Below are 13,818 nucleotides of genomic sequence, written 5' to 3' on the forward strand. Positions count from 1 at the left end.
TGCCGGTGCTGAAGTGGCGGTGGATCGCCGTGACCGCCGTCGCGGTCGCCACCGTCACGGGCGGGCTGCTCTGGCTGTTCCTGGCCTGGTCCGGACGGTCCGACGCGCCGGTGCGGATCGACGCGGTCAAGACGGCGTTCGGCGTCGGTGCCGGCGCGGGCGGGGTGTTCGCGCTGTGGCTGGCGACGCGCCGCCAGCGCACGCTCGAACTGCAGCTGGCCGAGGCGACCCGGGTCGCGGGCATAACCGAGCGGGACCTGGAGGAGCGGCGGGTCACCGAGCTGTACACGAAGGCCGTCGAGCAGCTCGGCAGCGACAAGGCGCCGGTGCGGCTCGGCGGGCTGTACGCGCTCGAACGGCTCGGACAGGACAACCCGAAGCAGCGCCAGACCATCGTCAACGTGCTGTGCGCCTACCTGCGGATGCCCTTCGAGGGCCCCAAGGAGGGCATCCGCGGCGCCGACGCGGTGCGGCGCGAGCAGAAGGCACCTGACTACGACGCCGCCGAGCTGCAGGTCCGGCTCGCCGCGCAGGAACTGCTGCGCACCCACCTGCGCCGCGACGACCCCGCGTTCTGGCCGGGTATGTCGATCGACCTGCAACGCGCGGCGCTGGTCGACTTCCGGCTCAGCGGCTGCCATGTGCAGGCCGCCGACTTCAGCCACGCCTGGTTCGTCGGTGCGGTGCACATGCAGCAAACCACCTTCGACCAGCGGGTGGGGTTCTACGGCACCGAGTTCGCCGCATTGGCGAACTTCGACCGGTCGGCGTTCGATGGTGGCGCCTTCTTCTCCTGGGCCCGGTTCCGCGGCGCCGCCCGGTTCGCGCGGACGTCCTCGATCGGCGGCCTGCGGCTCCACCACACGCGGTTCGAGGCTGAGGCCGTCTTCGAGCGCAGCAAGCACGAGTTCGACCTCGACCAGGCGTTCTTCGCGAGGGAATCCGACCGGCCTCGCAACAACGGTGAGGCGGCCGGCCACTAGCCGGTGTGACCATTGAGCTGACCGGGCCGGGGGAATCGGTGCGCGGTGATCGTGACCTGTGGGGCCGCGCGGCCACGGGCGACGAAAGCGCGTTCACCGCGCTGTTCGAGCGCCACGTCCAGGCCGTCTGGAACCACGCCTACCGGCTGACCGGGTCGTGGGCCGCCGCCGAGGACCTCACCTCGAACACCTTCCTCATCGCCTGGCGTAAGCGCCGGGACGTCAAGCTCGTGCGGGACAGCGCGCTGCCGTGGCTCTACACGGTCGCGGGCAACCTCGCCCGTTCCGAGCACCGCGGCGCGAAACGGCGGCTGCGGCTGATCCGGAAGATCCCGGACCCGCCGGTGGTGGCCGACCACGCCGAAGCCGTCGCCGAGCAGGTCGACGGCGAGCGGCGGCTGCGCGAGGTCATCGACGCCGTCCGGGCGCTGCCGAAGTCGCAGCGGGAAGTCGTCGAACTCTGCCTGCTCGGCGACCTGAGTATGGCCGACGCCGCCGCGCTGCTGTCGGTCGCGGAGGTCACCGTCCGCTCGCACCTGTCCCGGGCCCGCGCCCGCCTGCGCACGATGCTGGAGGAGAAATGAACGCCGAATTCGGGGTCCCGCCGCGGCGGGCGCTGCCGGACGACGTCCGCGACCGGCTGCGCGCCGAAGTCCGCCATGGCATCGCGCGGCCGCGCCGGACCAGGCACATCTGGTACGCCGCCGCGGCCGCGGTGCTGGTACTGGCCGTGGGTGCGGTCGTCGTGACGCGGCAGCTGCGGCAGCCTGCCGAGGTGCCACCCGCGGTCACCGGCGGGCTGACGCTCGACGCCAAGCTCGCGACGTCGTCCCTTGACCGCTGCTGGGCCGCGGTCCAGGCGGCGGGCAAGACCGATCGGGTGCCGCCGCGCGCGGACTGGGTCCCGCTGTTCACCGAAGAGCAGGCCGAGGACGCGGTGGTCGCAGCCACCGCCGAAGGCAAGCCGATGTTCTGCGAGACGACCGGGACGACCGTGACCCTGTCGGATCCGGGGGCCACACCCGCCTACGGTCCGGACAGCAGGTCCGGGCTGCTGCTGCACAGCGCGACCGGGCTGGTCGGCGGCGTGCTGGACCCGGCCTGGCCGAAGGCGAGCTTTTTGGCGTCGACGCTCCGCTCGGCAGGCGGGAACGAAGTCGAGTTCTCGCCGGTCAGCCGCCAGTTCGTCGTGTTCACGCGCACCGCTCCGGACCGGACGCGGCTCGCGCTCACCGACGCCGGGTCGGGGCCGCCCCGGAGCGTGGAGCTGCCGTCCGCCCCAGCGCCCTTGCTCTCGGTGACCGACCGCCCGGAACCGGCCGACCGGACCTCCGCGGCGGGGCGGGCACTGGGCGACTGTCTCGCCGACGCCGAGGAAGTCATCCCGGACGCCGCGGCCTACCGGCCGGGACCGCTGGTGGAAGAACACGACTACCACGTCGTCATGGGCCGCCGGGGCGACCGGGTGATCGTCTGCACGCGGGAACCGGACTACCAGCGGCCGGGGAAGACGCAGGCCCGTGCCTACCCCGACCTCGTCGACAACCGGCAGGCCCCGGCCCGCACCCTGTCGGTGAGCACCCTGGGCGCGGTCGAAGCGGGCGGCGAGCGGGGGAAGTCCCGGACGCCGTTCCCCGTGGTGTTGCCCGCCTCGGCGACCGCGGCGGGCTTCGAGTTCGACGGCGGCGACGGCGCCGACACGGCGGTCACCGACGGCATGGCGCTCGTCTGGGTGCCGAAGAGCGCCGGCGGGACGCGTGACGCGAAGGTGCACATCCGGGCGTGGGACGCGAAGAACACCCTCGTCTACGACGGGTCGTTGCCGTTGGCCTGAGGCCGCAGCCAGCCGGAGGCGTTCGCGCGCAAGGCCGCCTCGTACGAGCCGGTGACGTCGAACCCCTCTGGCAGGTTGCCGGTCAGTTCCAGGGAGACCAGGCCGTGCACGATGCCCCAGCAGCCGACCGCGACCGTCTCGGGCGGGACGTCGACGAAGACGCCGTCGGCGATCGCGCGGCGGATGATCCGCTCCAGGGGTTCCAGCGTCTTCCTGGCCAGCTTCTCGGCGTCTTCGTTGGGCTCGAAACCCGGCACCGACCTGGTGAACATGATCCCGTACAGGTTCGGGTCGGCCAGTGCGCTCGCCCGGTAGGCGCTGCCCAGCGCGACGAGGTCCCCGATCGCGTCGCCGGTCAGCACAGTGCCGGCCATCCGGGCGCCGAAGCGGCGGAAGCCTTCGGTGTAGAGGGCATTCACCAGGTCGGGTTTGCCGCCGAAGAGGGAGTAGACGGCGGTGGTCGACGTCCCGGCGTCGGCGGCCAGCTTCCGGAGGGAAAGCGCCTTCGGCCCGTCGGCGGCGATGAGCTCGCCCGCGCGGTCGAGGAGCTTCAGCCGGAGCGCTTCGTCGTGCGTGCGGGGGCGAGCCATGCACGCAGCGTATCGGAACGCTGTTATGGATCACCAGGGCCGGGAGTTGACCTGGAGTGCACTCCAGGTCGTACTGTCGGGCCCATGAGCTACTCGATAGCGGAAGCCGCTCGACGTAGCGGACTGTCCATCGACACCCTCCGGTACTACGAGCGCATCAAACTGCTCGAGCCGCCCGCCCGGGACGCCGCGGGCCGCCGGGCGTACTCCGACGACGACCTCAGCTGGCTGGGGTTCCTGACCAAGCTGCGCACCACCGGGATGCCCATCAAGAGCATGCGCGAGTACGCGTCGCTGCGCCGCCACGGCGTCGCCAGCGCGGGCCGCCGCAAGGCCCTGCTGGTGGAGCAGCGCCGGTCGGTCGCCGAGCGGATCGCCGAGCTCCAGGGGTGCCTCGACATCCTCGACTACAAGATCGACAACTACGACCGGATCGAGCAGAAGGCGCTCGGTATCGAACCGGGTATGGAGGAGATTTCCGCGTGAAGACCAGGAAGCTCGGCGAACTGGAAGTCAGTGCCCAGGGGCTGGGCTGCATGGGGATGAGCCAGGCCTACGGCGTCCGCGACAACGACGAGGAGTCGATCGCGACGGTCCACCGGGCGCTCGACCTCGGGGTGACGCTGCTGGACACCGCGAACGTCTACGCGAACGGCGTCAACGAAGAGCTGGTCGGCCGCGCGATCGCCGCCCGCCGCGACGAGGTCGTGCTCGCGACGAAGTTCGGCATCGTGTGGACCGACGGCGCGATGGGCGCCCGTGGCGACGCCGACTACGTCAAGCAGAGCTGCGACGAGTCGCTGCGCCGGCTCGGCGTCGACCACATCGACCTCTACTACCAGCACCGCGTCGACCCGGACACGCCGATCGAAGAGACGTGGGGCGCGCTGGCTTCCCTGGTTGAGGCCGGGAAGATCCGGTACGCGGGCATCTCGGAGGCCAGTGCCGCGACGATCCGGGCCGCGCACGCCGTGCACCCGGTCACCGCGTTGCAGAGCGAATGGTCGCTGTGGACCCGCGGCATCGAAGGGGAAGTCCTGGACACGTGCCGGGAGCTCGGCATCGGCGTCGTGCCGTTTTCGCCGCTGGGCCGGGGGTTCCTCACCGGCGCGGTGACGTCGGTGAAGGACCTCCCCGAGGACGACATGCGCCGCGGGCTGCCGCGGTTCGCCGAGGGCAACTTCGAGCGCAACATGGCGATCGTCGACGCGCTCCGGAAGCTGGCGGACGAGAAGGGCGTCACCGCCGGGCAGCTCGCGCTGGCGTGGGTGCAGTCCCACGGCGAGGACGTCGTGCCGATCCCGGGCACCAAGCGCCGCAAGTACCTCGAGGAGAACGTCGCGGCGGCGTCGCTGGAGCTGACGGCGGCCGACCTGGCGGCCATCGAGGCGGCCGCGCCGGCGGACGCGATCGCCGGCGAGCGCTATCCCGAGCGGCTCGCCCGCGCGGCCGGGAAGTAACGCGCTTCTGAGCCTTTTCTGAGATCTCCGGAGCAGGCTCGGCGCCGATTCATGCGATCGGTGCCGAGCCCCAGGAGGTCGTCGTGGCGGAGGAAGTGCTCGATTATCTGGTCGTCGGCGCCGGGCCGGCCGGGCTGCAGCTGGGGCAGTTCCTCGGCCGCGCCGGGCACCGGTACCTGGTGCTGGAGGCCGGCTCCGCGCCCGGCCACTTCTTCGAGACCTTTCCCCGGCACCGGACGCTCATCTCCATCAACAAGAAGCACACGGGGTACACCGACCCGGAGCTGAACCTCCGGATGGACTGGAACTCGATCCTCGCCGACGGCGACGACGACCCGGTGCTGTTCACGCAGTACAGCGACATGCTCTTCCCCGCGGCCGAAGACCTTCTTCGCTATCTCGCCGACTACGCGGCGAAGTACGGCGTGAACGTCCGCTACGACACCCGGGTGACGCGGATCCGCCGTGACCCGGAAAGCGCTCTCTTCATGCTCACCGCCGGTGACGTCGAATTCAGCGCACGCCGGCTGATCATGGCCACCGGTGTCACCAAGCCGTACATTCCGCGGTTCCCCGGCGTCGAGCTGATCGACCAATACGTCGACGTCTCGGTCGACCCCGGGGAGTTCACCGACCAGCGCGTCCTGGTGCTCGGCAAGGGGAACTCCGCCTTCGAAACCGCGGACAACCTGATCGAGAAGGCGGCGGTCGTGCACGTCGGCGGCCCGCGGCCGGTGAAGCTGGCCTGGCGCACCCACTTCGTCGGCCACCTCCGCGCGTACAACGCGGGCATCCTCGACATGTACCAGCTCAAGCTGCAGCACGCGATCCTCGACGGCGACGTCCGCGAGATCCGGCGGGACGCCGACGGCTACCACGTCAAGTTCTCCTTCGCCCGCGTCGACGAGGTCATCAAGGAGATCCGCTACGACCGCGTGATCGCCTGCACCGGCTTCCGGTTCGACGCCTCGCTGTTCGACGAGGACTGCCGCCCGGACCTCGTCATCGACGACCGGTTCCCGGCGCAGACGCCGAGCTGGGAGTCGGTCAACGTGCCCGGCCTCTACTTCGCCGGCACGATCACGCAGGTCCGCGACTTCAAGAAGGCCACCAGTGCGTTCATCCACGGCTTCCGCTACGGCGCCCGCGCCCTGGTCAAGGTGCTGAACGAGCGGTATCACGGCACGTCGTGGCCGCACACCGAGCTGCTCGCCAAACCGGACGCGCTGACCGACGCCGTGATCACCCGGATCAACCGGACTTCCGCGCTGTACCAGCAGTTCGGCTTCCTCGGCGACGTGCTCGTGATCGACGGCGACACCGCCCGCTACCTCGAAGAGGTGCCGGTGGACCGGGTGCTGGAGGACCCGCCGGACGACGCCTTCGTCGTCACCCTCGACTACGGCCCCGACCACGACAAGGTCGACCCGTTCGACTTCGTCGCGCGCGCCAGCCAGGACGAGGCCAACGACCACGGCGAGGGCCACTACCTCCACCCGATCGTCCGGCACTACCGCCGCGGCGAGCTGGTCGCCACTCACCACGTCACCGAGAACCTCGAGAACGAATGGGACAAAGAGGTGCACGTCGAACCGCTGACCGCGTACTTCGCCCGGGAGCTGTGATGCGCACGGTCGCGGAGTTCGAGGCGGCGGCCCGGGAGCACCTCGACCCGGTGCACTACGACTACTTCGCCGGCGGCGCGCAGGACGAAATCACCCTGCGGGAGAACGAGACGGCGTTCCAGCGGCTCCGGCTGCTGCCGCGGGTGCTGCGCGGGAGTGACAAGCGCGACCTGAGCCTGACCCTGCTCGGGACGCCGTCGTCGATGCCGATCCTCGTCGCGCCGACGGCGTTCCACCGGCTCGCACACGCCGACGGCGAGCTCGCCACGGCCAGGGCGGCGGCGGCCGCGGGCACGATCATGATCGTCAGCATGGCCGCCACCACGGCGATCGAGGACATCGCCGCCGCGGCCCGCGAGGTCACGCCCGACCCGGGCCTGTGGTTCCAGCTGTACCTGCAGCCGGACCTGGAGTTCACCGAGGCGATCGTGCGCCGGGCCGAAGCCGCGGGCGTCAAGGCGTTCGTCGTCACCGTCGACTCGCCGGTGCTCGGCCGCCGCGATCGCGACGACCGCAACGACTTCCACGACCTGCCGCCGGGGCTGGTCGTGGAGAACCTCCGCAACCTCGGCGAGAACCGCAGCGGCGGCAACGCGAGCCATGTCCGGGAGATCGTCATGTCCGCCGGGCTGAACTGGGACCACATCGCCTGGCTGCGGGGGAAGACGAAGCTGCCGGTGCTCATCAAGGGCGTGCTCCACGCCGAGGACGCGCGGCTGGCGGTGCACCACGGCGTCGCCGGGATCGTCGTGTCCAACCACGGCGGCCGCCAGCTCGACACCGTGCCCGCCACCATCGACGTGCTCCCCGAGATCGCGGCGGCAATCGGCGGGGCGATGCCGGTGCTGCTGGACGGCGGGATCCGCCGCGGCACCGACGTCGTCAAGGCGCTCGCCCTCGGCGCGGACGCGGTCGGCGTCGGCCGGCCGGTGGTGTGGGGGCTGGCCGCGGCCGGGCGCGAAGGCGTCTCGGAGGTGCTCGAACTGCTGCGGGCGGACTTCGACCAGGCCCTCGCCATGTGCGGCGGGCGGCACCCGGCGGACCTCACCCCGGACCAGGTGCGGCGATGATCGGCAATGTGCTCGCCTGGCTGCCTGGCCGCGTTGTCGCGCTGCGGATGAGGATCTTCGCGCTGGTCAACGGCCAGGACGCGGTGACGATCCCGGGCCCGCAGGTCGGCGTCGGCGACTTCCTGCGCGTCTACGCCGACCCGGCGGCGAACGGCCGCAGCCGCGGCGCCGCGCTGTCCGACCTGTTCTGGTACTGGCTGTCGCCGGGGCCCGAGGTGCACCAGGAACACCTCGAAGCCGGGCCGCGCTACGACGAGGTCGCCAAGTGCACCCGCCACATCCTGATCAGGTCCAAAAAGGACTCCGAAGAGCTGACCCGGCGCGTCGCCTGCCACGTCCTGGACGGCGTCCGCCCCGGGCTCGTCCGGCTGCGCGACGAGATGATGCCGATCTGGGCCGAGCTGTACTACGAGCTGGTGTTCGACGAGCCGTGCCCGCCGGAAGCGCGGGACCTCATCGTGGCGCACGCGGACGACGTCGCCTCGGCGCTGAAGTGTGTGCGGCCGCGGAACATGCGCCGCCGGGCGCGGCTGACGAAGTACCTCAGGCAGCGCCTCGCCGACGTCCCGCACCCGCTCCCGGAGTCCCTGACACCAGAGGAGCAGGCCTACTACCTGCAGGGCACGTTCTTCACCACCGCCGTCGTGCAGATGTCGGAGGCGATGGCGCACCTGCTGATGATCATCGCGCAGAACGCCGACGTCCAGCAGCGGCTCGTCGACCACCCGGAGGACATCGACCGCGTCATCGACGACGGGTTGCGTGAGTATCCGCTGTTCGGCATCGCGCACCGGATCTCCACCGCCGACATCGAGCTGGACGACCTCACCATCCCGGCCGGGACGGTGCTGTGCTTCAGCTACCCCGATTTCGCCGAACAGTCCACACCGGACGAGTTCATCCCCTTCGGCGTAACCCAGAACCGCGCCTGCCCGGCTCGCGGGCTGGCTCCGGTGACCATGCGCGTCGTGACGCGCGAGGTGCTGCACCGGTTCAGCCTGGCATCCACTGCCGGCCACACGCGCTCGATGCCCAACCGCGGCCCGGCGCTGCTCACTCCGCGCGGGACGCGCCGCAAGCGCCGGCCGTTGGCCTGGCTCGCGGTCCGGGACCGCTGGGAGGACGTCTGGCGCAGCTTCGCTCAGCTCGTCTTCGGCACGTACATGGTGCTCGACGCCCGTCGCCAAGCCCTTTGCTCCACCTACTTCGCCGGAGGAAAGTCATGACCCCCTCGGAAGCGGCACCGGTGTTCTTCCTCGCCGTGGTGGTGATCCTTCTGGTCGTCCGGCTGGTCTGCATGGTCGCGGTCAAGCTGGGCCAGCCGCCGGTGGTCGGGGAGATGATCTCCGGCGTGCTGCTCGGCCCGTCGTTGCTCGGACTGCTCCTGCCGGGGGTGCAGGCGGCCCTGTTCCCGGACGCCATCCGGTCGCTGCTGTACGTCGGCGGGCAGATCGGCCTCGTAATTTACATGTTCGGCGCGGGGTACGAGTTCAATTTGAGCAGCATCGGGAAGTCGCGCAAATCGGTCGCCGCGATCTCCTCGGCGGGGACGCTGGTACCGCTGCTCCTCGGGTTCGCCGTCAGCGTGGTCGGTCTGAGCTGGGTGGGCATCGGCAAGCCCGGTGTCTCGCCGATGACCTCGGTGGCGTTCGTCGGCGTCGCGCTCGCGATCACGGCGTTCCCCATGCTGGCGCGGATCATCACCGAGCGCGGGATCGCCTCGACGAGGTTCGGCTCGCTGGCGCTGGCCTGCGGCGCGCTCGACGACGTGCTGGCGTGGATCCTGCTGGCGGTCGTGCTCGGCATGCACGCCGGGTCGGCGGGCCCGGTCGCGATCGCCTTGGGCGGCGGCGCCCTGTTCGCCGGGCTGGTGTTCATCGTCGGCCGGCGGTTGCTGGCCAAGGCGATGGGCAGCGACCGCGTGACCGTCGACCAGCGGGTGCTCATCACCGCGCTGACGCTGTTCGCGGCCGCCTGGTTCACCGACGTCATCGGGCTGTACGCGGTGTTCGGCGCGTTCTGCGTCGGGATCGCGTTTCCCCGTACGCCCGCCGCCGACGCCGTGCTCGCGAAGATCATGCCGATCGGGCGGATCGTGTTTCTGCCGCTGTTCTTCACCTACTCCGGCTTGAACACGCGGTTCGCCCTGCTCGCCGATCCGAAGCTGCTCGCGTTCGCGGTGCTGTGCGTGGTGGTCGCGATCATCGGAAAGCTCGGCGCGTCCTGGGGCGCGGCACGGCTGGCCGGCGAGCCGCCGGCCATCGCGACGCGCGTCGGCGTACTCGTCAACGCCCGCGGGCTGATGCAGTTGATCGCGCTCAACGTCGGGCTCGCGGCCGGGATCGTGTCGCCGGCGTTGTTCACGGTGCTGGTGCTCGTCGCGCTCGTGACCACGATCATGACCGCGCCGCTGCTCAGCTGGCTCGACCGGCGTGATGCCCGCCGGGGGAGTACCGAAGTACTCCTGATGGCCGATCCGGTTCCGGTGACCGGGAAAAGTTGATTCTTCAATTCGGGAAAAGCACTGCCAATATGGGTTCGTGCACGATGGGGCGAACAAACCGAGAGTGCTCTTGGTCGAAGACGATCGTGAACTGGCGGGCATGCTGGCCGAGCTGCTCGCGGACGAAGGCTACGAAATCGACGCGGCGCACGACGGCCAGCGGGGCCTGCACCTCGGGCTCACCGGCCGGTACGACGTGATGATCATCGACCGCCGTCTCCCGGTGCTCGACGGGCTGGAGCTGCTCCGGCGGCTGCGGGCGAGGGCGGTGACCACGCGGGTCCTCGTGCTTTCGGCGCTGGGCGAGCTCGCCGACCGCGTCGGCGGGCTCGACGCCGGCGCCGACGACTACCTCGTCAAGCCGTTCGAGGCCGAGGAACTGCTGGCCCGGCTGCGCGCGCTGAGCCGCCGTGACCTCGAGGGCGCGGAGTGCCTGCCGCTCGGTGCGGCGGCTCTCGACCTGAGGCGGCACGAGGTCGTGCTCCCGCGCGGGGAGCGGATCACGCTGTCCGGGCGGGAGTTCGAGCTGCTGCGGACGCTGGCGCAGCGGCCGAAGGCGATCCACCCGCGGGCCGTGCTGCGCACGCGGGTGTTCGCCGACTCGACCGGTGAGTCCATTGTGGATACTTACGTCTACTATCTGCGGCGCAAGCTCGGCCGGGACGTCGTGCGGACCGTGCACGGCCTCGGGTACCAGATCGGCGTCGTGTGAACGCCCGCGGCGATCCCGAAGAGCGGGCCCTGTGGCGGGCGCGGTGGGCGATCACCGCGCAGATCGCCGTCGTGGTGTCCGTGCTGGTGGCCGTCGCGGGCGCGATCGCGTACGGGGTGCTGGTGTCCGGGCAGCACGCCGACGCCGACCGGGCCCTGGCCAGGACGATCCAGCTCGGCCCCGGCACGATCCCGCCCGGGTGCGTCTGGCTGTTCACGCCGACCGGGCACGCGCCGGCCGGGACGCCGCCGGCCGGGATGCCGCTCCCGTCGTTGGCCGCCACCGTGCCGTCGCCCGGGAACGTCCACACGGAGCGGCGGTTGATCGGCGAGATGACGTACACGATCCGGGTGGAGAACCGCGGCGGCGTCGTCTCGCAGGCGTTCTTCGAGGAGCTGTACCAGATCCAGGACCGCGCGTCGCTGCTGTTCGGGCTCGGGATCGCCGAAGTGCTCGCGCTGCTGGCGGCGCTGGTGTGCGGGCGGGTGCTGGCCTCCCGGGCGATCCGGCCGCTGGCCGACGCGCTGCGGCGGCAGCGGACGTTCGTCGCGGACGCGTCCCACGAACTGCGGGCCCCGCTGACCCGGCTGCACACGCGGGCGCAGCTGCTGGCCCGGCGCTCGTCCGGCCGCGACGCGGCCGACCTCGACCAGCTGGTGCGCGGCACGCGGGAGCTCGGCGAAGTCGTCGAGGACCTGTTGCTTTCCGCGCAGGCGTGCGGGGAGCGGCCCTCGTTGGAGCTGGTCGAGCTGGGCGTGCTGGCCGAAGAGGCGGTCGCGGCGGAAGCGGTCCGCGCGGGGGAGCGGCGAGTCCGGCTCGCGGTGACGCGCGAGCGGCGGCCGTACGTCGTCCAGGGCGTGCCGACGGCGTTGCGCCGCGTGCTTTCGGCGTTGCTGGACAACGCTTTGGGTCACACCCCGCCGGGCGGCTCGATCGAGGTGTCGCTGGGCGTGCCCGACGAAAGGCACGTCGAGCTCCGGGTCCACGACACCGGAGCCGGCTTCCCGGTGGCCGACGCGGACCGCATCTTCGAGCGTTTCGCCCGCGGCTCCGACGGCGACGGCCGCCGCTTCGGCCTGGGCTTGGCGCTGGTCCGCGAGGTGGTGACGGGCCACGGCGGCACGATCGCGGCCACCGGCCGCCCCGGCGCCGGAGCGACGTTCACCCTCCGCCTCCTCCGCGCCGACCCCGCGTGATCAGAGCCGTAACTCGCGTGATCAGAGCCGTAACTCGCGTGATTGAGGCCGGATCTCGCGAGTTACGGCTCCAGTCACGCCAGTTACGGCTCCAGTCACGCGAGTTACGTGCTCGATCGCGCGAAACGGCAATCAGGCCAGCAGGGCCTTGACCGCCGCGGGGGCGTCGGTGACCGGGACCGGGTTCTGTTCCCGGGTCGCGAGGCCGCGGACCGTCACGTTTCCCGCGTCCCAGTCCTCCTGGCCGACGATCACCACCGCGGCCGCGCCCGCCTTGTCCGCGCGGGTCAGCTCCTTGCCCAGCTTGCGGTGCTCGATCGGCGTCGACGTCCGGAGCCCGGCCTCGCGGAGCGAGCGAGCGACCGAGCGGGCCGCGTCCGAGAGGTCCTCGGTCACCGGGATCACCATGACGTCGACCTCGCTGCGCGGCGACGGCGTCAGGCCGTGCGTGTCGAGGAAGTCGATCAGCGTGACGTCGCCCATGCCGAAGCCGATGCCCGGGATCTGCTGCGGCGTGAACATCGACGCGAGGTCGCTGTAGCGGCCGCCGCCGAACAGGGCCCGGCGATTCTCCGGCGAGGTGTCGAAGACCTCGAACACGGTCGACGTGTAGTACGCCAGCCCGCGCACGATGATCGGCTCGTACTTCACCAGGCTGCCCGCGTCGCTGTTCAGGACGCGAACCAGGTTCGACCGCTCCCGCACGTCGATCGGCAGCTCGTCCAGCAGGGCCTCGCCCGCGTCGAGCGTCTCGGCCAGCTTCTCGAACTGCTTGTCCGACAGGCCGATCTCGCCGGCGCTTTCGGCCAGCTTCTCGCGCGGGTACTTCTCCCAGCGGTCGACCAGCGCGAACACCTGGGACAGGTGGTCCTCGGAAACCCCGGCGACGTCGGTCAGCGCCGACGTCAGCAGGTTCCGGTCGTTGACGCGCAGCACGAACATGTCCGGCGTCGCGCCGAGCGCGGCCATCATGTCGTGCACCAGCTCGAAGATCTCGATCTCGCAGTTGGCGCTGTCCGAGCCGAAGATGTCCGCGTTGATCTGCCAGTGCTCGCGGACGCGGCCGCGCTGCGGCGCCTCGTACCGGTGGCAGTTCGGGTGGCTGTACCAGCGCACCGGGAACGACAGCGACTTCGCGCTCCCGGCGATCATCCGCGCCACCGACGGCGTCATCTCCGGGCGCAGCGCCAGCCGCCGGCCGCTCTTGTCGGTGAGCGTGTACAGCTGCTTGTCCGCGATCTCCTGACCGGACTTCCGCTCGTAGATCTCGGCCGGCTCGAGGATCGGGCCGTCGTAGCGGAGGAAGCCGCGGCGCTCGAGGACGTCGTAGAGATGACCGAACACCTGGGTACGCACGGACATTTCGGCGGGCAGGAAGTCCCGGAGCCCCTTGGAGGGCGCGGTCGGCAGGTATTCAGGCACGTGGCCAGCTTAACGACCGGCGCTCAGGCGAAGGCGACCCCGTACGCCGTGAGCAGCGTGGCGGCGGCCAGGAGCACCGCGCCGACGGACGTGACGCGGCCGCCGAGCTTGCCCCGGTTCGGGATCAGGTGGAGGAAGAACCCGCCGGACTGGGCGAGGATTCCGAACAGCAGCAGGAAGCAGGTGACCCACAGCGTGGTGCCGGACAGCGTCGTGCGGCTGAGGATTTGCAGCGCGACCAGGGCGAGGATGAGCAGGACGCCGGCGTGGGCGTGGCCGGCGCGGAACATCGCGCGCTGGTGTTCGGTGAGCTTCCGGTCGCGCAGGACGCCCATCAGCGCGTAGCCGCCGTACATCACGGTCGGCAGGGAGACCAGCGCGATCACCGTGAACAGCTGGACGGGTCCGTGCATCGGAGAACTC

Annotated in this window: 14 protein-coding genes; 11 read left to right on the forward strand and 3 right to left on the reverse strand. The window is 71.0% G+C overall.

What is annotated here, in order from left to right; translation table 11 throughout:
* Nucleotides 1-29: 29 nt before the first annotated feature.
* From AB0M82_RS20595 to AB0M82_RS20605, 3 genes are read left to right on the forward strand one after another with little or no spacing between them, the layout of a single operon-like run.
* On the forward strand, nt 30-983 hold the full coding sequence (locus AB0M82_RS20595; RefSeq protein WP_364723956.1) for a pentapeptide repeat-containing protein: 954 nt from the start codon (nt 30-32) through the stop codon (nt 981-983).
* A 5-nt stretch (nt 984-988) separates the two neighbouring features.
* Nucleotides 989-1,567: an RNA polymerase sigma factor gene (locus AB0M82_RS20600; protein ID WP_364723959.1), complete on the forward strand. Its 579-nt coding sequence runs from the start codon at nt 989-991 to the stop codon at nt 1,565-1,567.
* Nucleotides 1,564-2,817: a hypothetical protein gene (locus tag AB0M82_RS20605; protein ID WP_364723962.1), complete on the forward strand. Its 1,254-nt coding sequence runs from the start codon at nt 1,564-1,566 to the stop codon at nt 2,815-2,817. The genes AB0M82_RS20600 and AB0M82_RS20605 overlap by 4 nt, the downstream gene beginning before the upstream one ends.
* Here the strand turns inward: AB0M82_RS20605 and AB0M82_RS20610 are convergent.
* Nucleotides 2,790-3,407: a TetR/AcrR family transcriptional regulator gene (locus AB0M82_RS20610; RefSeq protein WP_364723964.1), complete on the reverse strand. Its 618-nt coding sequence runs from the start codon at nt 3,405-3,407 to the stop codon at nt 2,790-2,792. The two genes, AB0M82_RS20605 and AB0M82_RS20610, sit on opposite strands and share 28 nt — an antisense overlap.
* Before the next feature lie 84 nt (nt 3,408-3,491).
* Here AB0M82_RS20610 and AB0M82_RS20615 point away from each other — a divergent pair, with 84 nt between their 5' ends.
* The 8 genes from AB0M82_RS20615 to AB0M82_RS20650 all read left to right on the forward strand — a co-directional run bounded on the left by AB0M82_RS20615 (nt 3,492) and on the right by AB0M82_RS20650 (nt 11,973).
* Nucleotides 3,492-3,893, forward strand: coding sequence for a MerR family transcriptional regulator (locus AB0M82_RS20615; protein WP_364723967.1), 402 nt, complete (start codon nt 3,492-3,494; stop codon nt 3,891-3,893).
* Nucleotides 3,894-3,943: 50 nt separating this feature from the next.
* The gene (locus tag AB0M82_RS20620) at nt 3,944-4,867 is read left to right on the forward strand and encodes an aldo/keto reductase (protein WP_364724243.1); all 924 of its coding nucleotides are present in this window, start codon (nt 3,944-3,946) and stop codon (nt 4,865-4,867) included.
* An 83-nt stretch (nt 4,868-4,950) separates the two neighbouring features.
* Nucleotides 4,951-6,492, forward strand: coding sequence for an NAD(P)-binding domain-containing protein (locus tag AB0M82_RS20625; protein ID WP_364723969.1), 1,542 nt, complete (start codon nt 4,951-4,953; stop codon nt 6,490-6,492).
* Nucleotides 6,492-7,562 (forward strand): alpha-hydroxy acid oxidase, encoded by a 1,071-nt coding sequence (locus AB0M82_RS20630; protein ID WP_364723971.1) that lies wholly within the window; start codon nt 6,492-6,494, stop codon nt 7,560-7,562. Before AB0M82_RS20625 ends, AB0M82_RS20630 begins: the two co-directional genes overlap by 1 nt.
* Nucleotides 7,559-8,788 (forward strand): cytochrome P450, encoded by a 1,230-nt coding sequence (locus tag AB0M82_RS20635; RefSeq protein ID WP_364723974.1) that lies wholly within the window; start codon nt 7,559-7,561, stop codon nt 8,786-8,788. The genes AB0M82_RS20630 and AB0M82_RS20635 overlap by 4 nt, the downstream gene beginning before the upstream one ends.
* The gene (locus tag AB0M82_RS20640; RefSeq protein WP_364723975.1) at nt 8,785-10,065 is read left to right on the forward strand and encodes a cation:proton antiporter; all 1,281 of its coding nucleotides are present in this window, start codon (nt 8,785-8,787) and stop codon (nt 10,063-10,065) included. The genes AB0M82_RS20635 and AB0M82_RS20640 overlap by 4 nt, the downstream gene beginning before the upstream one ends.
* A 64-nt stretch (nt 10,066-10,129) precedes the next feature.
* Nucleotides 10,130-10,777: a response regulator transcription factor gene (locus AB0M82_RS20645; protein ID WP_364723978.1), complete on the forward strand. Its 648-nt coding sequence runs from the start codon at nt 10,130-10,132 to the stop codon at nt 10,775-10,777.
* The gene (locus AB0M82_RS20650; protein ID WP_364723981.1) at nt 10,774-11,973 is read left to right on the forward strand and encodes a HAMP domain-containing sensor histidine kinase; all 1,200 of its coding nucleotides are present in this window, start codon (nt 10,774-10,776) and stop codon (nt 11,971-11,973) included. Before AB0M82_RS20645 ends, AB0M82_RS20650 begins: the two co-directional genes overlap by 4 nt.
* Nucleotides 11,974-12,105: 132 nt before the next feature.
* On the opposite strand, the gene hisS is transcribed toward AB0M82_RS20650, so the two are convergent.
* Both hisS and AB0M82_RS20660 read right to left on the reverse strand, forming a co-directional pair.
* Nucleotides 12,106-13,395: a histidine--tRNA ligase gene (hisS, locus tag AB0M82_RS20655; protein ID WP_364723984.1), complete on the reverse strand. Its 1,290-nt coding sequence runs from the start codon at nt 13,393-13,395 to the stop codon at nt 12,106-12,108.
* A 23-nt stretch (nt 13,396-13,418) separates the two neighbouring features.
* Entirely contained in the window at nt 13,419-13,808 is a 390-nt protein-coding gene (locus AB0M82_RS20660; RefSeq protein ID WP_364723987.1) for a hypothetical protein, read from the reverse strand.
* Nucleotides 13,809-13,818 lie beyond the last annotated feature (10 nt).

Source organism: Amycolatopsis sp. NPDC051128, from assembly GCF_040682715.1.
Taxonomy (GTDB): Bacteria; Actinomycetota; Actinomycetes; order Mycobacteriales; family Pseudonocardiaceae; genus Amycolatopsis.